Here is a 21,592-nt window from a genome sequence, read left to right as displayed (position 1 = left end):
GCCCGACGCGTGCCGGGTCGCGCGCCCAGCCTCAGCATCAGCCCCAGCCGAAGAGCTGGGTCCACACCCGGTCCGCGTGCCCGACCCCGATCTCGCGCAGGTCGCAGTTGAGGATGTTCGCCCGGTGCCCGGGCGAGTCCATCCACGCGCGCACCACGTCCTCGGCGGTCGCCTGACCCTTCGCGATGTTCTCCGCACCCGGGTTCGCGTAGCCCTGGGCCTTCGCGCGGTCCCAGGGGGACCGGCCGTCGAGGCTCGTGTGGTCGAAGTAGCCCTGGGCGAGCATGTCCTCGCTGTGGAGCTGCGCCGCGGCCGTGAGGCGCTCGTCGACGACGAGCGGGCCGCATCCCGCCGCGGCACGCTCCGCGTTGGTCCGCTCGACGACGGCGGCGCCCTCCGCGGAGATCGCACCCGGCCCCACCTGGACCGCCGCGGCGGGGGCGGGCGTCACGCTCGGCGCCGGGTCGGCCGCCTCGCCCGACGGCGCCGGATCGGCCTGCGCATCGCCCGGACCCGGCTGGTTCGGCTCCGGGGATGCCGGAGCCGGCTCGACCCCGTCGTCGGCCGCGCCCGGCTCAGCCTGCTCGGCGCCGTCCGGAGGGGTGTCCGGCGCGCTGGGCGCGGTCGGCTCCGCCGAGGTGTCCGAGGGATGCTCCAGGTCGTCCGCCGAGCGGCCGTCGGCCAGCGTCCGCGACGAGCGGTCGTCGCGCGGGTCCCGGCCGTCGAGCCAGGACGCCGGGTCGGTCCCCTGCCACGGCAGCGCCGCGACCACCGGCCCGAGCGGGCCGACGTGCTCCGGCCGGAGCTCGCCGGTCGCCGTCGCGACCGTGACGCCCAGCGGTGGGCCGAGCAGCAGCGCCGCGGCGACCCCCGACGTCACGGCGACCCGAGGACCGGACCGCAGGTGCCGTGCGAACGGGCCGCCCCGCCGTCGGGCCGACCCGGGCGCAGGGACGGCAGCCGACGAGCGCTCGCGCCGCGACGTCTCGGACGCCGGTCGCGAGCGGGGCATCTCCGCGGGCGCTCCGGCCCGGTGCCGGGGCGTGCGCTGCGGGGCCATCGCTCGACCCTACCCACGCTGACCGCGGATGTGTACCGCTTCGTCCGTTCTGCCCGCGGTTCCCTACCCGCCGTACCCCCCGGGTACGGCGCCGTGGGGTCAGGCGATCGACGGCTCCTCCGGCGCCGAGACGGTGAAGACCGCGCCCGCGATGAGCGGCACGGAGGTCACGCGGCGCTCGAGCTCGTCGAGCCGGCGCGCGACCGACGTCTCCGACTCGTCCCCGCGCAGGTCGACGCTCGCCACGAGGTACAGCGCGCGCGGGCCGACGTACTCGAGCCGCAGGTAGGTCACGCGCTCGACCTCGGGCAGGTCCCGGATGCCCTGCAGGACGGCGGCGCGCGTCGCGGGCATCGCGGCCTCGCCGACGAGGAAGCGGCGGTTGCGGTCGATGAGCACCACGGACACGACCGCCAGCACGAGCCCGACGACGATCGACCCGATCGCGTCCGGGACCGGTGACCCCGTGAGCTGGTGGGCGAGCACGCCGCCGAACGCGACGACGAGGCCGACGAGCGCGGCGGCGTCCTCCGCGTACACGGCCCGCAGCGTCGGGTCGGAGGTCACGAGCACGTGGTGCAGCGTGTCCCGGTCGGCGGCCCGCGCCTCGTCGCGCGCCTGCCGTCGAGCCCGGAGGAACGACACGCCCTCCAGGACGAACGCGAACGCCAGCACCGCGTACGCGACGAGAAAGCTGTCCGCGGGCTCGGGGTGCACCAGCTCCTGGATGCCGTGCGTGATCGACACCCCCGCGCCCACGGCGAACAGCCCGATCGCGGCGAACATCGACCACACGTACGCCTCGCGGCCGAACCCGAGCGGGTGCTCCGCGTCGGCGGGGCGGCGCGAGCGCTTGTCGGCGACGAGCAGGAAGATCTCGTTGCCGGTGTCCGCCCACGAGTGCACGGCCTCGGCGAGCATCGACGCCGACCCGGTGATCGTCGCGGCGACCGTCTTGGCTCCCGCGACGAGCGCGTTCGCGAGGAACGCGACGATGACGGTGACGGTGCTCTCGCCGTCGTCCTCCGGCCGGGCGACCCGCGGGTTGCGTGACTCCGGCTGCGGCGGGGCGGGCGTGGGGGCGTCGGCCATGGTGCCGGTCTACCAGCCGGGTCCGCGACCCGCGCGGCGAGGGCGGTCGACCGTGGGACCGGCGACGGCCGCGGTCAGCGCCCGGGCTCGTCGACCGCCGCGGGGCCCGTCTCGTCGGTGGCGGACCCCTCGCGCACGCCCTGTCCGGCGCGCTCGGCGGTGGGCTCGTGCTCGGCGGTGGCCTCGTGCTCTCCGGAGTCCTCGCGCTCGGCCGCGTCCTGGTCGCGCGTGAGCTCGTCCACGACGAGCAGGTCCGTGCGCACCTTGCCGGTCCGGTACCCGGCGCGCCCGACCATGTGCGCCGCGACGGGCGAGGTGAGGAGCTGGAAGATCACGACGAGAAACAGGGTCGCGACGGCGCCCCACGAGCGCAGCCGCAGGCTCAGGCCCGCGAGCACGAGGATCAGCCCGAGGACCTGCGGCTTCGTCGCGGCGTGCATGCGCGCGAGCAGGTCGGGGAAGCGCACGACGCCGACCCCCGCGGCGAACGCGAGGAACGCTCCGCTGAGCAGGAAGACGGCCGAGACGACGTCGGCCAGGGTGTCCCAGAAGCTGGTCGCGGGGTCCATCAGCGCACCTCCCCCTCGGGCGCCCCGCCGTGGTGCTCGGGGTCGACGGCGGAGTCGCGGTCGGCCTCCTCCGCCTCGCGGCGCGCGGCGTCCTCCGCGGCGACCTCGTCGGCCGTGCGGATGCGGCCCTCGTCCTCGGGCTCGACGGACGCGAAGCGCGCGATCGTCACCGAGCCCACGAACCCGACGAGCGACAGCACGACGAGGATCGGGATGGTGTCCGTGCGCCGCGAGAACGCGGCCTCGAGCGCGATCGCCCCGACGAGCGTCGTCGTGAAGACGTCCAGCGCGATGGTGCGGTCGAGCATCGACGGGCCGCGCTCGGCGCGCACGATCGCGAGGCTCGCACCGACCGCGAGCAGCGCGGCGGACGCGATCACGACGACGAGGTAGACGGTGTCGCTCATGCCTCGGCCACCTCTCGCTCCGACGGTTCCCGGTACAGGCCGGCGGCGCGCAGCTCGTCGTTGGACGCGAGCGCGTGCAGCACGCGCGCCTCCAGGGCGAGCGTGTCCTGCCGGACCTTCTCCACCCCGCCCGCGGCCTCGACGTCGAGCACGTGCAGGTAGAGCATCCCCGTGAGGCGGTGCGCCTCGACGACGATCGACCCGGGCACGAGCGAGGAGAGCTCGGCCGTGATCGTCAGGTAGATGTCCGACGGGTTGCGCAGCCGCACCCCCACGACCGCGCCGCGCGGCGTGTGGCGCGGCGTGAGGGCGAGGAGGCTCACCTGGAACGACGCGACGACGAGGTCCGCGACGAAGCGCGCGACGAGCACGGCGAACGGCCACGGCCGGAACTTCCCGCCCGCCGCGATCGACGGCAGCGGGAAGAACGTGATGACCGCGAAGCCGAGGATGACGCCCGCGAGGACGTTGCCCCACGACAGGTCGCCCCAGAGCATGACCCACACGAGCGTCAGCCACAGGATCGTGCGCCACTGCGTGGTGACGCGCGCGAACCAGCCGGTGGCGAGCGCGCGACGACGGCGGTGCAGGCTCATCCGTCCCCACCCCCCGTCGTCGTGGCGGGCTGCGTGTCGTCCGTCTCGCCGGTCGCGACCTCGTTCGACTCGCCCTGGCCGCGGTCGGAGTCGCCCGGGAACACGGCGTCGACGTACGTGTGGCCGTCGAGGAGCGTGGTGGCCGCGCGCTCGGTGTACGAGTAGAGCGGACCGGCGACCAGGGTGAGCGCGAGGCCGAAGGCGACGAGCGCCGTCGCCGGCCCGACCATGCCGCGCGGGAGGCGCGCGTCCGCGGGGATCTCCACGGGCGCCGTCTGCCAGAACGCCTTGTTCCACGCCTTGACGATCGCGTACAGCGTGAGCAGCGACGTGACGACGGACCCGACGACGAGCGCCCACGTGAGCGGCGTGCCCTGCGCGACGCCCTCCTCCAGCAGGCCCACCTTGCCGAGGAAGCCCGACAGCGGCGGGATCCCGGCGAGGTTCATCGCGGGGATGAAGAACAGGATCGCGAGCCCCGGCGCGAGCTTGGCGAGGCCACCGAGCCGGTCGAGCGACGTCGACCCGCCGCGGCGTTCCACGAGCCCGACGACGAGGAAGAGCGTCGTCTGGACGGTGATGTGGTGCACGACGTAGAAGATCGCGGCCGCCATGCCCGGCTCGGACGCGAGCGCGATGCCGAAGATCATGTAGCCGATGTGGCTGACGAGCGTGAACGACAGGAGTCGCTTGATGTCGTTCTGCGCGACGGCGCCGAGGATCCCGACGACCATGGTCAGCAGCGCGAGCCACATGAGCACGTCGTCGACCACGCTGTCCTCGGGGAACAGCAGGGTCTGCGTGCGGATGATCGCGTAGACGCCCACCTTGGTGAGCAGGCCGGCGAACACCGCCGTGACGGGCGCGGGCGCGGTCGGGTAGGAGTCGGGCAGCCACGCGGACAGCGGGAAGATGGCGGCCTTGATCCCGAACGCGAGCAGCAGCAGGAGCTGGATCGTCAGCGCCATGCCCGGGTCGATCTCGGCGTAGCGCTCGGAGAGCTGGGCGAGGTTCACCGTGCCCGTCGCCGCGTAGGTCAGCGCGATCGCGACGAGGAACACGATGGACGACAGCAGCGCCACGACGACGTAGATCGATCCCGCCCGGATGCGCTCGCCCGTGCCGCCGAGCGTGAGGAGCACGTAGCTCGCGGCCAGGAAGATCTCGAACCCGACGTAGAGGTTGAACAGGTCGCCCGAGAGGAACGCGTTGAACACGCCCGCGGCGAGGACCATGAACGTCGGGTGGTAGATCGCGACCGGCGCCTCCTCGTCGCCGTCCGCGACGCCCTGCGCGAGCGAGTAGAGCAGGACGCACAGCATGACGAAGCTCGACACGACGAGCATGAGGGCCGACAGCCGGTCCGCGACGAGGTCGATCCCGACCGGGGCGGCCCAGCCGCCGACGTCGACGACGATCGGCCCGGAGTCGGCCGCGACGAGCAGCCCCACCGACGCCGCGAGGACGAGCGCGAGCGCGGCGACCGTGATGAGCCGCTGGGCGCGCGGGTGGCGCCACAGCGCGAGCGCGGCGCCCGCCGCGACGAGCGGGAGGACGACGGGCAGCGGGACGAGCGCCGCGGCAGTGAGGCTCATCGCGGCTCCTTCCCGTCGTCGCTGCGGTCGTCAGGTCGTGGGTCGTCCGTGCGGTCGGGCCGGGCGCCGTCGTCGCGCCCGGCAGCCTGCGGCGCCGGGGACGACGACGGTTCCTGGCCGTCGGTGATCCCGTCGCCGTCGCCGTCGGTCTCGTCGCGGACCTCGGCGGCCTCGTCGTCCAGGCTGGCGCCGCTCTCCTCCGTGTCCGCGTCCTCGAACGCGGGGGCGTTGCGCGCGGCGTGCCGCGCGACCCGGCGGTCCTCGAGGTCGTCCTGCACCTCGTCGTGACCGTGGAGCTGCCACGACCGGTACGCCATCGCGAGCACGAACGCCGTGATGCCGAGCGTGATGACGATCGCGGTGAGCACCATCGCCTGGACGAGCGGGTCGCTCATCTCGTCCTCGGGCGTCGTGCCGATGAGGGGCGCTCCCCCGGCGCGCCCGCCCGCGACGAGGAAGAGCAGGTTCGCGCCGTTGCCCATGAGGATGAACCCGAGCAGGACGCGCGTGAGGCTGCGCTCGAGCAGCAGGTAGACGCCGGTCGCGAAGAGCACGCCGATGGCGAGCACGAGGACGACGCTCGGGGTCATGTCGATGACGTTCACCGGCGGCCACCCCCGATCGAGTCGGGCTCCATGGCCTCGAGCGGCCCGGTGTCCTCGCCCGGCTCGCGCCCGGCGGCGGCGCGCTCGGCGTGCCGGTCGATCTCCGCCCCCAGGGTCCGCAGGATGTCGAGGACGAGCCCCACGACGACGAGGAACACGCCGACGTCGAAGAACAGGGACGTGACGAGGTGGATCTCCCCCACCAGCGGGAGCGCGATGTCGTACGCGTCGCTGCCGAGCACGTTGCCGGTGAGCAGGAACGCGACGAGCCCGACGCCCGCGGAGAGGAACAGGCCCGTGCCGAGCAGCAGGCCCGGGTGCACCGGCGCCGCCTCGCCGAGCTCGTACCGGCCGCCCGCGAGGTAGCGCACGATGAGCGCGATCCCGACGACCAGACCGGCCGCGAACCCGCCGCCGGGGGCGTTGTGGCCGGAGAACAGCAGGAAGAGCGCGAAGACGATCATCGCGTGGAAGAGCACGCGCGTGACGACCTCGAAGATCACCGAGCGTCTCTGGGGCGCGAGCGTGCGCCCCGCGCTGAGCCACACGAGCATGCGCGGCTGGTCCTTCTCGGTGACCCCGCGGCGGCGCAGCGCGGCGCCCGGGTCCGCTCCGCCCTCGCTCCACACGCCCGAGCCGGACGACGTCGTCGCGGGCTTCGCGCCCGACGCCCGCAGGATCTCGCCGCTGCGCGTGCGCAGGAACACCAGCGACGCGACGCCGGTCGCCGCCGCCAGGAGGACGGAGATCTCGCCCATCGTGTCCCATGCGCGGATGTCGACGAGCGTCACGTTGACGATGTTCTTGCCGTGCCCGAACTCGTAGGCCTCGGCCGGGAAGTCGACGGAGATCGGCGTCGCGACGCGCGCGAGCGGCGCGACGACCGCGAAGCCCATCATGACGACCGCGACGGCGAGGCCGATGCCGATGCGGACCCACCGGCTCGCGGCGAGCGGCCGGTTCGAGAAGTACGCGGGCAGGCGGCGCAGCACGAGCACCATGACGACGAGCGTGATCGTCTCGACCAGCACCTGCGTGAGCGCGAGGTCGGGCGCCCCGTGCAGGAGGAAGAGGACCGCGTTGCCGTACCCGGCGATGCCGACGAGGATCACGGCCTTGAGCCGGCGACGCGAGCGCGCGGCGAGCACCGAGGCGATGCAGATCGCGGCGACCGCGACGAGCTGCGCCGGACGGTCCCAGGCCTTGAGCTGCTCGGGCCACGCGGTCTGCGCGACCATGACGACTCCCGGCCCCAGGACGAGGACCACGAGGATCGCGCCCAGGTAGAAGGGCAGGGAACCACGCTGGGTGACGGCGGTGACGTCCGCCGCGAGGTCGTCGAGCTTGCGCATGACCTTGCGGTACGTGACGTCGGCCTCGGGGCCCGTCCACAGGGACGCCTGGAACCGCTCGACGCGCGCCCGCTGCCAGAACAGCACGACGCCGACCGCGAGGACCAGCACCGTCAGCGCGAGCGCGGGCGTGAAGCCCGCCCACAGGACGAGGTGCCCGGGCTCCCCGACGGGGTACGTGTCCGCGTAGGGCGCGAGGAGCTCCTCGCCGAAGTGGGGCACGAGCGCCGTGGCGAGGCCGAGGACCGCGAGCACGACGGCGGGCCCCACGAGCAGGACGGGCTGGCGGTGGATGCGCGCCGGGTCGATGGGGGGCTCGTCGGCCTCGACCGCCGGGCGGCGCGCGGCGGCCGCGCGCAGTCCCACGTGCTCGTTCGCGCGCGCCGGCGGCGTGCCGAGGTGCGGCTTGGACGCGAACGCGCCCCACCAGAACCGGATCCCGTACGCGACCGTGAACATGGACCCGACGACGACCGCCCACAGGACCACCGTGTCGGCCCAGACGGGTCCCTCGCCGTGCAGCAGCGACTCGAGCGCCGCCTCCTTCGCGACGTATCCCGCGAACGGCGGCAGCCCGATCATCGACGCGGTCGCGAGCCCGCCCGCGACCGCCGTCCAGGGCAGGGCCCTGCCCACCCCCGTGAGGCGGCGCAGGTCGCGCGTCCCGGTCGCGGCGTCGACCACACCCACCACGAGGAACAGCGACGCCTTGAACATCGCGTGCGCGCCGATCATCGCGAGCCCGGCGAGCGCGGCCCCGCGCGTCCCGAGGCCGACGAGCAGGATGATGAGGCCGAGCTGGCTCACCGTGCCGAACGCGAGCACGAGCTTGAGGTCGTACTGGCGCAGCGCGCGATAGCCGCCGACGAGCAGCGTGCCCGCGCCGAGCGCGATGACCATGGTCCGCCACACGGTCGTGTCGGAGTAGGCGGGCGCGAACCGCGCGACGAGGTAGACGCCCGCCTTGACCATCGCGGCGGCGTGCAGGTAGGCGCTGACGGGGGTCGGCGCGGCCATCGCCGCGGGCAGCCAGAAGTGCAGCGGGATGAGCGCGGACTTGCTCGCCGCGCCGATCAGGAGGCACACGATCGCGGCCGTCACCGCGCCGCCCGTGGGCGGGTCGGCGATGATCTCCGACATCCGGAAGGTGCCGCCCTGGACGCCGAGGATCACGACGCCCACGAGCATCGCCAGACCGCCCGCCGTCGTCACGACGATCGCCTGCATCGCGGCGCGACGGCTGGCCTTGCGGTCGGCGTAGTGCCCGATGAGGAGGTAGGAGAAGACGGTCGTGAGCTCCCAGAACACGAACAGGAGCAGCATGTCGTCCGCGGTGACGAGCCCGACCATGGCCCCGGCGAACGCCGTGAGCACGCCGCCGAACCGCCGCAGGCCCTGCGCGGTGGGCGAGAAGTAGGCCGAGCAGTAGACGAGGACGAGCGCGCCGACGCCGCCGACGAGCAGCAGCATGAGCCACGACAGCGTGTCCATGCGGAAGGCGAGCTCGAGGCCCAGGCCGGGGACCCACTCGACCACCTGCGTGGGGTGCTCCCCCGACATCACCCGGTCGGTCCAGGCGAGCGCGTAGACGGCCGCCGACGCCGGCGCGAGCGCCATGACGAGGAACGCCCGGCGGCCGAGGAACGAGACGAGTGCGGGCGCGCCCAGAGCCATCACGAGATGGGCAACGAGCACGTAGAGCACGGGCCGCTCCGTCCGGGTCGGGGGCGGGGTGGGCAGGCAGAGCCGGGGGTCTTGCTGGACTTGTCATCGTCGCACCCGCGGAGGGGAGTCGCAGGGCACGACAGTTCACGGCGACGGCGATGCCGTGCCGAGAGTTATTTTACCGACTCCTCAGCCCTGCACGGGCCCCGCAGCCCGGACCGTGACCGATTCCTCAGTCTCCCGTCACAGATCCTCGGGATCCACGAGGAACTCGGCCTCGTCCGCGATCTCGCCCCCGACGGCGCCGTACAGCGTCCGGGTGACCTGCGCGACGACCTCCGCCGCCCGCTTGCGCGCGACCTGGTGGTCGAGCGACGGCTGCTCCTGCTGGGACTCGACCAGGTCCCGCGGCTCCCACCGCACGCGGTAGCTCACGGCGCCGTCCGCCGTCCACGGCAGGCCGCGCAGCAGCAGCGGCAGGGCCTCCTCGCCGCCCACCTCCACCGCGACGAGCCCGTCCATGCCGAGGTCGACGATCAGCCCGTACCCGTCGAGGACGGCACCCGTCGTCAGCGCCTTGATGTCGACGTCGTCCGCGGCCGCGTGGATCGCGCGCCGCAGCGCGGGGTCCATCTTCTCGCCCGGGTACAGCGGCAGGTCGGCGATGCCCTTCGGCGGTCCCTCGTACGACTTCCCCTCCGTCGCGAGCCGCGTGCGGGGGTTGAGCCGCGCGACGAGCGCGAGCGCGGCGTTGGGGTCCAGCCAGACGTCCGAGTACAGCGTCATGTCGATCGCGACGCCCGGGTCGGGCGTGAGGACGACGCCCGCGCCGGCCGGGTTCCCCACGTCGGTCCGCACCGACCCCCCGAGGCGGCGCGCCGCCGCGACGAGGAACGCCACGACCCGCTCCTCCTCGCGCACCGGCAGGCCGCCGGGGAACGCGCGCCCGACGCCGTCGCGGTCCCCGCCGCCCGGGTAGGGGGCGTCTCCGCGCTCGCGCGGGCACACGACGTCGAACACGAGCGTCGTGCCCGGCGGCAGCCCGGTCCCGGACCCCGCGTACGGCCCCGTGACCGTCGTGTGGCGCGACGTGCGCAGCACCCCCGGCGCCCCGGGCGCCGCGGTGCGGGCGGGCGGCACGAGCGGCTCGGTGCCCTCCGGCGCGACGTCCCAGCGCGCGCCCGCGAACCGCGAGAGCGCGAGCGTCTCGACCTCGTCCACGACGACGTCGGCCGGGAGCCCGAGCAGGTGCCGCGCCTGGTACGACTGCGCGGCGCCGGGTCCGTCGGGGTGCGGCAGCGGCGGGAGCGGGCTCATGCGGTGCGGTCCTCCGGTCCTCGGGTCCTGCGGGGTCGAACGACGTCCGACGCGGCGTGCCGCGCTCAGACGTCGGTGCGGTGGAAGCTCTGCCACGAGCGGGAGGCCGTCGGGCCGCGCTGGCCCTGGTAGCGGGAGCCGTAGACGCTCGAGCCGTACGGGTTCTCGGCGGGCGACGACAGGCGGAAGAAGCAGAGCTGCCCGATCTTCATGCCCGGCCAGAGCGTGATCGGGAGCGTCGCGACGTTGCTCAGCTCGAGCGTCACGTGCCCCGAGAACCCCGGGTCGATGAACCCGGCCGTGGAGTGCGTGAGGAGGCCCAGCCGGCCGAGGCTCGACTTGCCCTCGAGGCGCGCGGCCACGTCGTCGGGCAGCGTCACCGCCTCGAACGTGGACCCGAGGACGAACTCCCCCGGGTGCAGCACGAACGGCTCCGCCGGGTCGACCTCGACCAGGCGCGTGAGGTCCGGCTGGTCCTGCGACGGGTCGATGAACGGGTACTTGTGGTTGTCGAACAGCCGGAAGAACCGGTCGAGGCGCACGTCGATGCTCGACGGCTGGAGCATCGACGGGTCGTACGGCTCGAGCTGGACGCGCCCGGCGTCGAGCTCGGCCCGGATGTCGCGGTCGGAGAGCAGCACGGCCCCACGCTAGCCGACGACGGCGAGTCCCCGGACCGGTCGCCGAACCCTGGATCCGCGGTCACCCCACGGTGCGGAATCCGGGTTCGGCGAGTGGTCACGCGCGCAGCGGGCGGCCCGTCGAGTCGACCGAGTAGTAGCCCGTCTTCGAGGTCAGGTAGAGGATGCCCTCGACGAGGCCCCAGATCGCGATGACCGGCGCGGCGAAGCCGAACGACAGGACCGACACGAGCAGCATCGTCAGGCCGATGCCCGTGTAGCCCAGGTAGAACCGGTGGATGCCGAGACTCCCGACGAGGATGCCGAGCAGGCCCGCGGCGAGGCGCGACTTGGCCTGGGGGTCGTACGCGGGGTCGAAGCCGGGCTGCCCGTACGGGCCGGGCTGCGCGTACCCCGGCTGCTGGCCGTAACCCTGCTGCGGGTAACCCTGCTGGGGGTAGCCCTGCTGGGGGTCGGCGCCGTAGGCCTGCCCCTGCGGCTGGCCGTACCCCGCCTGCGCGCCGGGCGTCCCGTACGGCTGCTGGCCGTAGGCGTCCCCGTAGCCCTGCGGCTGGCCGTACGCGTCACCGTAGCCGGGCTGCTGCTGGTCGTGCCCCGGCGCCCCGCCCGACGGCGTCGCCCCGCCCCCGTAGACCGGGTCGCCCGGGGCCGGGCTCCCCTGCGCGGGGTCGGGCTGCTGCTGGTACGGGTTCTCGGACAAGGCTGCTCCTCCGGCGTGCGCCGCACACGGGCGCGGATCGGGTCGTCGTGCGGTCGGGTTCTGGCATCACCGGCGACGTCCGCTATGATCGGGGCGCGCGCTGGTTCGCCGAGGATCCTCCCAGAGGGCCCGGGGCGGACGCCACCAGCGCCGCGCGGGTGTAGTTCAATGGTAGAACTTCAGCTTCCCAAGCTGATAGCGCGGGTTCGATTCCCGTCACCCGCTCAGCACACGAGAGCCCCGCACCGAACAGGTGCGGGGCTCTCGTCGTCATGGCCAGGCGGCGAGCAGGTCGTCGGCCGTCCACACCCGGGACAGGCGCGAGTCGTCGTCGGCACCGGCCGGGCAGACCGCGACGAGCGGGGTCGCGGCGCCGACGCCCGGCACGTGGACGGCGTCGGCGGCGAGCGCCGCGACGTCCCGCATCGTGAACGGCGTGCGGGCGTGCCACTTGATGCTCCCGACGAACGCGATGGCACGCGCGGGGCGCGCGTCCGCCGCGACGAGGTCGATCTCGGGGGTGTTGTTCCGCGGCCACCACCCTCCGACCTCTCGGGCACCGGGCCAGGCCTCGTCAGGCAGCAGCCGCGCGAGAGCCTCCCGCACCACGGGTTCGATCGCGCGACCGCGCCAGGACGAGAACGTCCCCTCGAACCGGGCGGCAGCCAGGTCGGGTCGACCGCGGTCGATGTCCGGGAGCGCGGGCTCGACCATGGCGAGCCAGAACCGCAGCGCCGGGTCGGAGACCCGCCAGCGCCGGTCCTTCGTCGCCGCCCGGGTGGAGAGCGGCTCGTCGGCGGCGATCACCCGCTTCTCGGCCAGGAGCCCGAGCGACCGGTCGAGCGTCGTCGGGGAGATCGAGCCGTCGAGAGCCTGGAGGATCCGCGAGTAGGCTCGTTCGCCCTTGCCGCCGATCGCCGTCAGGACCAGCCGGGCGTGAGACGTGGTCGGCAGCTCGCCGTCGAGGACTCTCGTCCCGGAGACGACGAGCGCACTCGTCGGCCGCTCGTACGCGCGCCGCACGAAGGCCACGGGCGGCTCCTCCGGCTGCCACTCCTGCGCGACGAGCGGCTGTCCGCCCGTGACGAGGAACGCGTCGAAGGCGTGGGCTCCCGTCAGTCCCGTCATCCGGGCGACGTCCCGAGGAGACAGAGCACGCAGCAGCATCTCGGTCGCGCGCCCGTGGAACGGTTGGTCCGGACGCCCGAGCGCCTCCATCATCGCCAGGTCGCTCCCGAGGAGGAGCAGCAGCACGGGCCGTCGCGAGAGCTCCCGGTCCCAGACGCGCTGCAGCTCCCCGGCGCCACCCTGGATCCCCTCGAGCAGCCAGGGCAGCTCGTCCACGACGACGATCGCCGGAGACTCCGCGGGGAGAGCGGCGGCCAGCAGCCGGAGGGCGGCGGTCAAGGACGCGGGCCTGTTCCCCTCGGCGACCACGGCACCGGGCAGGTCGGACTGCGCCACGGCCTCAGCGAACGCGGCGAACTCGTCGCCCGCGGGAGCGTGCCGCGCCGCCTGGAAGTAGACCGACGGCACCGCCTCCCGCGCGATGAGCTCGGTCACCAACCGCGACTTGCCGACGCGGCGGCGGCCTCGCAGGAGCACGGCGACGCCGGCGTCCGCGCGCCCACCCGTCCGGACGACGTCCAGCTGGTGCGCGAGCTCGCGCAGCTCCGTCGTACGCCCGACGAATCCCACCATGAGACCCCCTCAGATCAAACCCCCGCCAAGAATACTAACTTTTGTGGGGGCATCAAGCGCCGAGCCCGGGGTTGCTCCTCACGGCGACGGTGACGTGGGGAACGACCCCGGGCTCGGCGGTCAGGGGGGCGTCAGCCCAGGATGCTGCCTGCGGCCTTCGCCGAGGCGGCGAGCGATCCGGTGAGCGGCAGGTCGGGGAGGATCACGGCCTGGGCGGCGTGGTAGACGTCGGGCTTGCCGACCCACGTGACGCCGTCGGGGCGGTTGGCCGTGTCGAGCTCGTGGTGCCACGAGCCACGCTCGGGGTCGACGAGGAACCGGTCGATCCACGCCCACCAGCCCGCGGCGGCCTCGGTGAAGCGGGACTCCCCCGTGACCCGGCCGAGCACGTCGGCCGCGGCCACGGCCTCGGCCGCGACCCAGTGGTAGCGGCGCGGCTCGACGGGCACGCCGGACCAGTCGACGGTGTACACGAACCCGCCGCCGTGCTCGCCGTCCCAGCCGTCCGCGACGGCGCGGTCGAACAGCGCGACCGCGGCCTCGGTGCGCGCACCGGGCGTGCCGGAAGCGATGTCGACCTGCAGGAGGAGACGGGCCCACTCGAGCCCGTGCCCCGGCGTCGACCCGTACGGCTTGAACGGGTCGCGCGGGCGGTCGGCGTTGTAGTCCGGCAGGGGGTTCCAGTCCGCGTCGAAGTGCTCGGGGATGCGCCAGTCGTTCTCGCTCGCCCAGCCGATCACGCGGTCCGCGATCGACGCGGCGCGGCCGAGCCACTCGGCGTCGCCGGTCGCGTCGTGGGCCGCGAGCAGCGCCTCGACGGAGTGCATGTTGGCGTTGACCCCGCGGTACTCGTCGAGCGTGGTCCAGTCGCGCGACCACTCGTCCGCGTGCATCCGGGGCCCGGGCTCCCAGAACCGCTCGTCGAGCACGGCGAGCGCCGCGTCGAGCAGCTCGCGCGCGCCGTCGCGGCCCGCGATCGTCCCCGACGCCGCGGCGAGCACCACGAACGCGTGCGCGTACGCGCTCTTGGTGCCGTCGACCGCCCCCTCCTCCGTCGCGGCGAGGTCGCCGGGGCGGGGGCCAGGGCCGCGCGAGGACACCCAGCCGCCGTACTCCGCGTCGACGAGGACGCCCCGCAGGCCCTGCAGCGCCTTGTCCGCGAGCTCGCCCGCGCCGGGGACGCCGAGCAAGGACGAGAAGGCGTAGACGTGCGCCATGCGCGACGTGATCCACGTGTGCACCGGCCGCGCGAGGTCGGGGACGTCGTCGTCGTCGAGCCACTGCGCGGCGCCGTCCGACCGCAGCGAGGCCGCGCCGAAGTACAGGAGGTCGGCGAGCTGGTCGCGCCGCCACGCCGTGAGGTCGGCCGTGGGGTCGACCCGGGGGGCTGCTGCGGGCGAGGGCTGCTCGGACGGGTGCTCGGTCATGTCTCGGTCCTTCTCGTGCTGGGAACGTGGTGCCGCACCGGGCGCGGTGCCGGTACGGCGCGGTGCCCCGGGACGATCATCCCGGGGCACCGCCGGTGGTGCATGCTCACCTCACGCCCCGGAGGCCGGGGCGTGAGGTGGGCTCAGGGTTCAGCCGCAGGTCACGGCCGCGTAGTCCGCCGTGATCGACGCCGTCACCCCCTGGTCTCCACGGGTCGCCTCGACGGTGACCGTGCCGGCCTCGACCGACGTCGCCCGCGTCGCGAACGACTGGTAGGCGTTGGCCCCCGGCGCGACGGCCGCGAACTCCTTGGTGCCGAACGGCGTGACGAGCCGGATCGCGACGGGCGCGTCCTCGCCGTTCTCCGCACGGACCGCGACGTACGCCTTGCCGGCGAGGCAGCGCGTGCTCACCGTGACGTCGATCGCGAGCGTCGGCTGGCCCTCGGTCACGGTCACCGGGACCTCGACCACCTGGCTGGTCCAGCCGTCGTCGACCACGACGTACGCGGTGTACGTCCCGGGCGCCGCGTAGGCGTGCGAGCCGGAGACCGACCCGTCCGTCACCGTGCCCGCCGCGACGTCGGAGCCGTCGCCCCACGTGACCGCCGCGCGGAGCTCGGCGCCCTCGCGGCCGCCGGTCACCTGGGCGAGCACCGCGTCCGTCGACTGCCCGACGGCGAGGGTCACGCCGTCCGCGGCCGTCACCTCGAGCGCGGGGTGCTCGGCGAACGTGCCGTCGTGCGCGACCGCGACCACGTGGATGCGGCCGTCGCGCGAGAGCTCGCCCGGCTGGTCCGGGAGCGTGAGGCTCACGGCCCGCTTGCCCTCGGGGAGCGTGATCGGCGCCGTCGCGAAGAACGCCGCGGGGGTGCCGGTCTGCGGGCTGCCGCCGCGCAGGCGGTTGTCCGTGACCGCGACGGGGATGTTGCCGAACACCGGGTTGCGCGCCGCGCCCGACCAGTCGCCGAAGCTCAGGTCGATGGGCTGCGACGAGCCGTCGTCGAAGGTCAGCACGCCCTGGGCCTGCTGGTTCTTCTCCGTGCCCGTGCCGATCACCGAGAGCTGCTCGGCGTCCGCGGGGACCTCGAGCTCGATGGTCTGGCCGTCGCCCGTCGCGTTGTCCGGCTGGCCGGCGGGGATCGCCGGGACGTCGAACGCGAGGTCGGTGCCGGGCACGGTCGCACGCTGGCCCTGGACGAAGCCCTTCGCCGCGAGCTGGGCCCGGTCGAAGAAGACGCCCTGGCCGTCGCACGAGCCGACGGTCGTGCCGAGGTCGCCGATGCAGACGTTGTCGTACGCACCGAGCAGCGAACCCTCACGCAGGAGCGAGACCGTGACGTACGAGGAGGCCGAGACGGGCTCGATCCCCTCGCCCGAGACCGTGACGGTCACCGGGTAGACGCCCGGGGCGGTCCACGAGTGCGCGGCGTTCACCGCGTACCCGCCGAACGCGCCCGCCTGGAGCGAGCCCGCGACCGGCTCGGAGCCGTCGCCGAACGCGACCTGCACGTCGAGCGCCGACGCGTCGCCCTCGACCCCGGTGAGGGTCGCGAACGAGCCCGAGACCTCGCGCCCGGTGACCGTGTCGCGGTCCGGGGCGGCCGAGAGCGTCAGCTCCTCGGCGCCGGAGGCCTTCGGGTCGGCCAGGAGCTCGACCTCGGCGAGCGACAGCGCGCCCGATCCGGAGGTTGCGGTGACGCTCACGCGGTACTGCGCGAACGCCGTCGGCTCCGCGACCGTGAACGGCCGCGTCTGGAGCGCCCAGCGGAACTGCTCGCCGGACCGCTCGTCGAGCGTCGTCCAGGTCTCGCCGTCGTCCGAGCCCTCGAGGGTCCACGCGGACGGCGACGCCGTCCCGCTCGCCCCGGAGGTCAGCGTGTACGACTCCACCGTCGGCCGGATGCCGTTGCCCGCCCAGGTGATGGCCGGGGTCGTGGTGGCGAACGTCGTGCGCGTGCCGGACGTGTTGTCCGTCAGCGCCGCGGCGCTCGTGGTCGCGTCACCGTCGGCGACGGTCGTCGTGCCGAGACCCGACGTCGTCGCGTCCTGGACCGGTGCCGGGGGCTCGTCGCCCTCCGTGAGCGACGGCGGGGCGTCGTCCTCGCCGGTGCCCCAGTCGGACGGCTCCGGACCCATGACGAAGTCCAGCGTCGCGCCGCCCGAGAGGTCGGCCTGGGAGAGCGACGTCGAGGTGCGGGCCTCGCCGTCCACCGCGAGGGACTGCACGTAGACGTTGTCCACCGAGTTGTTCTCGGCGTTGACCACGAGGTCGCCGTCCGGCAGGTGCACGGTCGCCTTGTCGAAGAGCGGCGAGCCGACCGCGTACTGGTCGGAGCCGACCTGGAGCGGGTAGAAGCCGAGCGAGGCGAAGATCCACCACGACGACATCTCGCCGTTGTCCTCGTCGCCCGGGTAGCCCTGGCCGATCTCGCTGCCCACGAACAGGCGGCGGGTGACCTCACGGACCTTCTCCTGAGCCTTCGAGGGCGCGCCCGCGGCGTCGTACAGCCACGGGATGTGGTGCGACACCTGGTTGCTCATGCCCCACATGCCCATGCGCACGTCGCGCGCCTCGCGCTGCTCGTGGATGCCGCCGTTGCCGGCGCCCTTCTCCGGGGTGGAGAAGAACAGGTCGAGCTTGTCCTCGAGGCCCTGCTTGCCGCCGTAGAGGTTCGCCAGGCCCTGGCCGTCCTGCGGCGCGTGGAACGCGAAGTTCCAGCCGCTCGTCTCGGTGTACCCGCCGCCCCAGGCCTCGGGGTTGTAGGTCTCCGGGTCGACGGCCCACGTGCCGTCCTCGTGCCGCGGCACGAAGAAGTCGACCTCGGGGTCGAACAGCTCGACGTAGTGCGTGGCGCGCTCGAGGAAGTACGCGGACTCCTCGCGCAGCGCCTCGCGGCGCTCGTCCGGCGTGGCCGGGTCCTCCGCGAGGGCGGCCGCCATGTTGCCGATGCCGAAGTCGTTGACCAGGCCCTCCAGGCCCCACGACACGGACTCGTGCGTGGACTCCGGGGTGAACCCGAGGAACGGCGACGTCTGCAGGCCCTTGCGGCCCACGGCGTTGTTCGGCGGCGCGACGGACGCGTTGCGCAGCGCGGCGTCGTACGCCTCGAGCGCGGAGTCCGTCGGGAGCGAGCCCTTGAGGTACGCGTCCGCGAACGCGACGTCGGAGCTCGTGCCCGTCATGAGGTCGGCGTAGCCCGGGGAGGACCAGCGCGCGATCCAGCCGCCGTCGCGGTACTGCTGGACGAACCCGTCGATGAGCTCGCCCGCGAGCTCCGGGTAGAGGAGCGAGTACGCCGGCCAGGCCGTGCGGTACGTGTCCCAGAACCCGTTGTTCACGTAGATCTTGCCGTCGACGATCTTGGCGTTCGTCTGCGTGTCCGTCGCGGAGCCGGTGGTCGCGGAGACCGGGCTCGCGTACTTGTACGCCGGCGCCTGCGCCGTGCCCGTGTTCTCGAACTGCGAGTTCGGGTACAGGTTGAGGCGGTAGAGGTTGGAGTACAGCGTGACGAGCTGGTCCTCGCTCGCGCCCTCGACCTCGATGACGCCCAGGCGGTCGTTCCACGCCTGCGCGGCGGCGGCCTTGACCTCGGTGAAGGTCTTGCCCGTCACCTCCAGGTCGAGGTTCTTGCGCGCCTGGTCGAGGCTGATGAACGACGTCGCGACGCGCAGCTCGACCGTCTTGTCGGACGACGTGTCGAAGGTCGCGAAGCGCGCGTCCGCGCGGTTGCCCGCCGCCGTCCCGACCGCCGTCGGACTACGGTCGAAGGTGCCGGCGACGAACATGCGCGTACGGCCCACGGACAGGCCCGAGCCGTTCTCGACCCAGCCGGAGATCGTCCCCGTGGCCTGGTCGTACGTGAGCTTGGACGAGCCGTCCACCTTGTCCACGAGCACGTGGCCCTTGGCACCGGGGTAGCTGAAGCGGAGCACGGCACCGTGGTCGGTGGGCGTCGCCTCGATCGCGGACCCGTTGGTGAACGTGACCCCGTAGTAGTCCGGGCGCGCCGTCTCGTCCGCGTGGTCGAACTCGAGCCCGCGCGTCGAGAGCGTGGCGTCGGGCGTCCCGGACGCCGTCGACGGGAGGAACGTGAGCTGGTTGCGGTCGCCCATCCAGGGGCTCGGCTCGTGCGAGATCCCGAAGCCCTGGAGGACGGGCTTGTTGTTGGCGTTGTTGGCCTTGTGGTACTCGTACAGCCAGCTCTGCGAGGACGCGTTGGTGTACGGCGTCCAGAAGTTGAAGCCGTTCGGCGTCGCCGTCGCCGGGATGTTGTTCCCGCGCGAGAAGCTGCCCGACGCGAGCGTGCCGCGGCGCGTGTCCACGTAGTTGGCGAGGCTCGACCCGTCGATCGTCGCCGGCTCCGCCGTGATCGCGACGTCGTCGAGCCAGCCCGCGAACTTGGTGCCCGCGTGGCCGCCCGGGTTGTCGTAGCCCAGCAGGACCTGGTCGACGGTCTTGCCCGCGGCGACGTCGCCGAGGTCGATCCGCACGGAGTTCCACTGGTCGGCGTAGAGGATCTTGCCCTCGCCCTGCGCCTGGGCCGTCGCGACCGTCTCGTGCGCGTCGCGCGCGCCGAGGTCGGACAGGTAGGTGCCGTCGGTGAACAGCACGTCCACGGACGCGTACGTCGACGGGTACTGGAGGTCGTCGAGCAGCTCGGGGAAGATCGTGTAGCTCAGGCGGGTGTCCTCGCCGACGACGACGTCCACGTCGTCGTAGAGCACGTTGGTCGCGTAGGTCTCGCCGTCGGCGAGGTGCGAGCCGTCGTACCGCAGCGAGTGCAGGCCGGAGAACCCGACGCCCGCCTTGTTGGTGAAGTTCACGCGCGGGCCGGTGCCGACCTTGGTGTTCATGGGCGCGGCGGAGGGGCCGGCGCTCAGGTCGCCCGAGAGGTCCCACCCGGCGAGCTGCACGATGCTGTCGCCGGAGTTCGCGGTCACGTTGAGGCGCAGGTAGGTGTACGCCTCGGTGGGCTCGTCGAGCTCGAAGCTGCGGGTCTGCTGGCGGTTCGGGAAGTCCTCGTCGGTGCGCTGGTCGAGCGGGGTCCACGTGGAGCCGTCGTTCGAGCCCTCGATCGTCCAGGTCTTCGGGTCACGGCCCGCCGAGTCGTCGCCCGACGTCATCGAGTAGGCGACGAACGAGACCGGCTCCGTGAACTCGTACCGGACCCAGCCGGTCGACGCGAACGCGAGCCACTTGGTGCCGGAGCTGCCGTCCGCGAGGTTCGCGGCGCCCTCGTTCGGCAGGTTCTGGGCGCTCGCCGTGACGGCCTTGAGCTTCCCGAGCACGCTGCCGGGGAGGCCGCTCGTGAACGACCCGACGTTCGCCTGCCAGGGGGCGCCGTCGCGCTCGGCCACCGTGGTGGCGAGCGCGGCCGGGTCTCCCGACTCGAAGGACGACGAGAAGTCCCCGGGCTCCGCGGCGGCGGCGGGAGCCGCTGTGAGGGCCCCCGCCGGGGCTGCGAGAGGAACTGCGAGAGGGACGGTGAGTGCCGCGGCGAGCGCGAGGCCGAGGGGCCTCGCGCGGCCGCTCCCGGAGCGCGCGGCGGCCGCGCGTCCGGGCGGGAGGGGTCTGGTCATGCTCTCGATCTCCTTCGATCAACTGACAGCGCTGTCAGGCTGCAGGGGTGCCCCTGACAACGCGCAGGGGGGAAGCGTTGTCAGGGGCGACCTGAACATATGTGGGAGCGGCGCTCTTTGTCAACGCGTTCGGAGCCCCGAGCGCGAGCGGCGCGCAGGGCCCGACGCTCTCGGCCGTCGTCGACGCAGCACCCCGCGCGGCGTCCGCGCAGGACGTCCGCACGGGGCACCGTCGCACCGCTAGGAACCCGGCAGCGCTAGGCCCCGGGACCGGGAACCTCACCCGTGCCGCGCACGACGAGCCGCGTGGGCACCACGACGAGGCGCGGGGCGAGCTCCGGGTTCTCCGCCCGCGACACCGCGAGCGAGGCGGCCTGCCGCCCCATCTCGACGACGTCGTACCCCACGACGGTCACGTTCAGCAGGTCCGCGAGCTCGAAGTCGTCGAAGCCCACGAGCGCGACGTCCGCCTGCCCGCCTGCGGACACGCGGTCGCGCAGCGCGTGGAGCGCGCCGACGGTGATCTTGTTGTTCGCGGTGACGAACGCCGTCGGGGGTTCCGGCAGGGCCAGCAGCTCCGCCACGAACGCGCGCGCGAGCTCGGCGTCGTGGGCGCCGTCGCGCACGTAGCGCGACGGGTCCTCGACGCCCGCGCCGCGCAGCGTCGCGACGAACTCGTCGCGACGCTCCTGGAACGTCCACAGCCGCGAGACGTCCCCGACGAGCGCGATCCGCCGGTGCCCGTGCGCGAGCAGGTGCGTGACGGCGTCGCGCACCCCGCCCCGGTTGTCGATGACGACGGTGTCCGCGTCGACGCCCTGCGCCGGCCGGTCGATGAACACGACCGGCAGGCCGTCGTCGAGCTCGCGGCGCAGCGACGAGTGGTCGGTCGACGTGGGCGTCACGACGAGCGCGCCGACGCGGCGCTCGACGAGCGCCTCCGTGAGCGAGCGCTCCCGCTCGGGCTCCTCGTCGGAGCTCGTCGTGATGAGCTGGAGCCCGTGATGGCGCAGCTCGCGCTCGATCCCGCTCGCGAGCGCGGAGTAGAACGGGTTCGCGAGATCGCCGGTGACGAAGCCGACGAGCCGCGACGAGCCGCCACGCGCCAGGTCGGCCGCCACCGCGTTGCGGCGGAACCCGAGCCGCTGCGCGGCCTCCTGCACCTTGGCCCGCGTCTGCGGCGCCACGTTGGGCTCGTCGTTGAGGACGCGCGACGCCGTCTTGAGGCTGACGCCCGCGACCTCCGCCACGGAAGCGAGGGTCGGCCGTCGGCCCCCGCGCC

The 21,592-nt window shown here is 73.6% G+C and carries 15 protein-coding genes and 1 tRNA gene; 1 reads left to right on the top strand and 15 read right to left on the bottom strand.

The window, feature by feature from the left end; all coding sequences use genetic code 11:
* Positions 1–37 precede the first annotated feature (37 nt).
* The 11 genes from JOE63_RS04405 to JOE63_RS20855 form a co-directional block, all read right to left on the bottom strand.
* Entirely contained in the window at positions 38–1,060 is a 1,023-nt protein-coding gene (locus JOE63_RS04405) for a CAP domain-containing protein (RefSeq protein ID WP_204539453.1), read from the bottom strand.
* 99 nt (positions 1,061–1,159) lie between these two features.
* Positions 1,160–2,152 carry a cation diffusion facilitator family transporter gene (locus JOE63_RS04400; RefSeq protein ID WP_204539449.1) on the bottom strand — a complete coding sequence of 331 codons (993 nt, stop codon included), beginning with the start codon at positions 2,150–2,152 and terminating at the stop codon, positions 1,160–1,162.
* Between the two features lie 74 nt (positions 2,153–2,226).
* Positions 2,227–2,721, bottom strand: coding sequence for a monovalent cation/H(+) antiporter subunit G (mnhG, locus tag JOE63_RS04395; protein ID WP_087470906.1), 495 nt, complete (start codon positions 2,719–2,721; stop codon positions 2,227–2,229).
* On the bottom strand, positions 2,721–3,128 hold the full coding sequence (locus JOE63_RS04390; protein ID WP_087470905.1) for a monovalent cation/H+ antiporter complex subunit F: 408 nt from the start codon (positions 3,126–3,128) through the stop codon (positions 2,721–2,723). Before JOE63_RS04390 ends, mnhG begins: the two co-directional genes overlap by 1 nt.
* On the bottom strand, positions 3,125–3,724 hold the full coding sequence (locus tag JOE63_RS04385; protein WP_087470904.1) for a Na+/H+ antiporter subunit E: 600 nt from the start codon (positions 3,722–3,724) through the stop codon (positions 3,125–3,127). Before JOE63_RS04385 ends, JOE63_RS04390 begins: the two co-directional genes overlap by 4 nt.
* A complete protein-coding gene (locus JOE63_RS04380) occupies positions 3,721–5,319 on the bottom strand; it encodes a Na+/H+ antiporter subunit D (RefSeq protein WP_087470903.1) in 1,599 nt (532 codons plus the stop codon). Before JOE63_RS04380 ends, JOE63_RS04385 begins: the two co-directional genes overlap by 4 nt.
* Positions 5,316–5,909, bottom strand: coding sequence for a Na(+)/H(+) antiporter subunit C (locus JOE63_RS04375; protein ID WP_087472713.1), 594 nt, complete (start codon positions 5,907–5,909; stop codon positions 5,316–5,318). Before JOE63_RS04375 ends, JOE63_RS04380 begins: the two co-directional genes overlap by 4 nt.
* Before the next feature lie 11 nt (positions 5,910–5,920).
* The gene (locus JOE63_RS04370) at positions 5,921–8,950 is read right to left on the bottom strand and encodes a Na+/H+ antiporter subunit A (RefSeq protein WP_239576617.1); all 3,030 of its coding nucleotides are present in this window, start codon (positions 8,948–8,950) and stop codon (positions 5,921–5,923) included.
* Between the two features lie 234 nt (positions 8,951–9,184).
* Positions 9,185–10,258, bottom strand: coding sequence for a hypothetical protein (locus JOE63_RS04365; RefSeq protein ID WP_087470901.1), 1,074 nt, complete (start codon positions 10,256–10,258; stop codon positions 9,185–9,187).
* Positions 10,259–10,323: 65 nt separating this feature from the next.
* Positions 10,324–10,899, bottom strand: coding sequence for a dCTP deaminase (gene dcd, locus JOE63_RS04360; RefSeq protein WP_047233554.1), 576 nt, complete (start codon positions 10,897–10,899; stop codon positions 10,324–10,326).
* Positions 10,900–10,996: 97 nt separating this feature from the next.
* Entirely contained in the window at positions 10,997–11,599 is a 603-nt protein-coding gene (locus JOE63_RS20855) for a TM2 domain-containing protein (RefSeq protein ID WP_239576615.1), read from the bottom strand.
* Between the two features lie 154 nt (positions 11,600–11,753).
* On the opposite strand from JOE63_RS20855, the gene JOE63_RS04350 reads away from it, so the two are divergent.
* Positions 11,754–11,824: transfer RNA gene (locus JOE63_RS04350), tRNA-Gly, on the top strand.
* 45 nt (positions 11,825–11,869) lie between these two features.
* On the opposite strand, the gene JOE63_RS04345 is transcribed toward JOE63_RS04350, so the two are convergent.
* From JOE63_RS04345 to JOE63_RS04330, 4 genes are all read right to left on the bottom strand, one after another.
* Entirely contained in the window at positions 11,870–13,300 is a 1,431-nt protein-coding gene (locus JOE63_RS04345; RefSeq protein ID WP_087470899.1) for an ATP-binding protein, read from the bottom strand.
* Positions 13,301–13,431: 131 nt separating this feature from the next.
* Positions 13,432–14,727, bottom strand: a complete 1,296-nt coding sequence (locus JOE63_RS04340) for an AGE family epimerase/isomerase (protein WP_087470898.1) — start codon at positions 14,725–14,727, stop codon at positions 13,432–13,434.
* A gap of 150 nt (positions 14,728–14,877) precedes the next feature.
* Positions 14,878–20,310 carry a GH92 family glycosyl hydrolase gene (locus tag JOE63_RS04335; protein ID WP_204539443.1) on the bottom strand — a complete coding sequence of 1,811 codons (5,433 nt, stop codon included), beginning with the start codon at positions 20,308–20,310 and terminating at the stop codon, positions 14,878–14,880.
* Between the two features lie 257 nt (positions 20,311–20,567).
* Positions 20,568–21,560: a LacI family DNA-binding transcriptional regulator gene (locus JOE63_RS04330; protein WP_204539440.1), complete on the bottom strand. Its 993-nt coding sequence runs from the start codon at positions 21,558–21,560 to the stop codon at positions 20,568–20,570.
* Positions 21,561–21,592: the final 32 nt, after the last annotated feature.

It is taken from the genome of Cellulosimicrobium cellulans (assembly GCF_016907755.1).
Lineage (GTDB): Bacteria > Actinomycetota > Actinomycetes > Actinomycetales > Cellulomonadaceae > Cellulosimicrobium > Cellulosimicrobium cellulans_D.
This window is presented reverse-complemented; position numbering and strand designations above follow the sequence as displayed.

Bases quoted from the DNA above. Each gene is read 5' to 3' on its own strand.
- JOE63_RS04340 (WP_087470898.1), bottom strand. From the start codon at position 14,727: ATGACCGAGCACCCGTCCGAGCAGCCCTCGCCCGCAGCAGCCCCCCGG.
- JOE63_RS04345 (WP_087470899.1), bottom strand. From the start codon at position 13,300: ATGGTGGGATTCGTCGGGCGTACGACGGAGCTGCGCGAGCTCGCGCAC.
- JOE63_RS04370 (WP_239576617.1), bottom strand. From the start codon at position 8,950: ATGGCTCTGGGCGCGCCCGCACTCGTCTCGTTCCTCGGCCGCCGGGCG.
- JOE63_RS04335 (WP_204539443.1), bottom strand. From the start codon at position 20,310: ATGACCAGACCCCTCCCGCCCGGACGCGCGGCCGCCGCGCGCTCCGGG.
- JOE63_RS04385 (WP_087470904.1), bottom strand. From the start codon at position 3,724: ATGAGCCTGCACCGCCGTCGTCGCGCGCTCGCCACCGGCTGGTTCGCG.
- JOE63_RS04400 (WP_204539449.1), bottom strand. From the start codon at position 2,152: ATGGCCGACGCCCCCACGCCCGCCCCGCCGCAGCCGGAGTCACGCAAC.
- JOE63_RS04390 (WP_087470905.1), bottom strand. From the start codon at position 3,128: ATGAGCGACACCGTCTACCTCGTCGTCGTGATCGCGTCCGCCGCGCTG.
- mnhG (WP_087470906.1), bottom strand. From the start codon at position 2,721: ATGGACCCCGCGACCAGCTTCTGGGACACCCTGGCCGACGTCGTCTCG.
- JOE63_RS04375 (WP_087472713.1), bottom strand. From the start codon at position 5,909: ATGACCCCGAGCGTCGTCCTCGTGCTCGCCATCGGCGTGCTCTTCGCG.
- JOE63_RS04380 (WP_087470903.1), bottom strand. From the start codon at position 5,319: ATGAGCCTCACTGCCGCGGCGCTCGTCCCGCTGCCCGTCGTCCTCCCG.
- JOE63_RS04365 (WP_087470901.1), bottom strand. From the start codon at position 10,258: ATGAGCCCGCTCCCGCCGCTGCCGCACCCCGACGGACCCGGCGCCGCG.
- JOE63_RS04405 (WP_204539453.1), bottom strand. From the start codon at position 1,060: ATGGCCCCGCAGCGCACGCCCCGGCACCGGGCCGGAGCGCCCGCGGAG.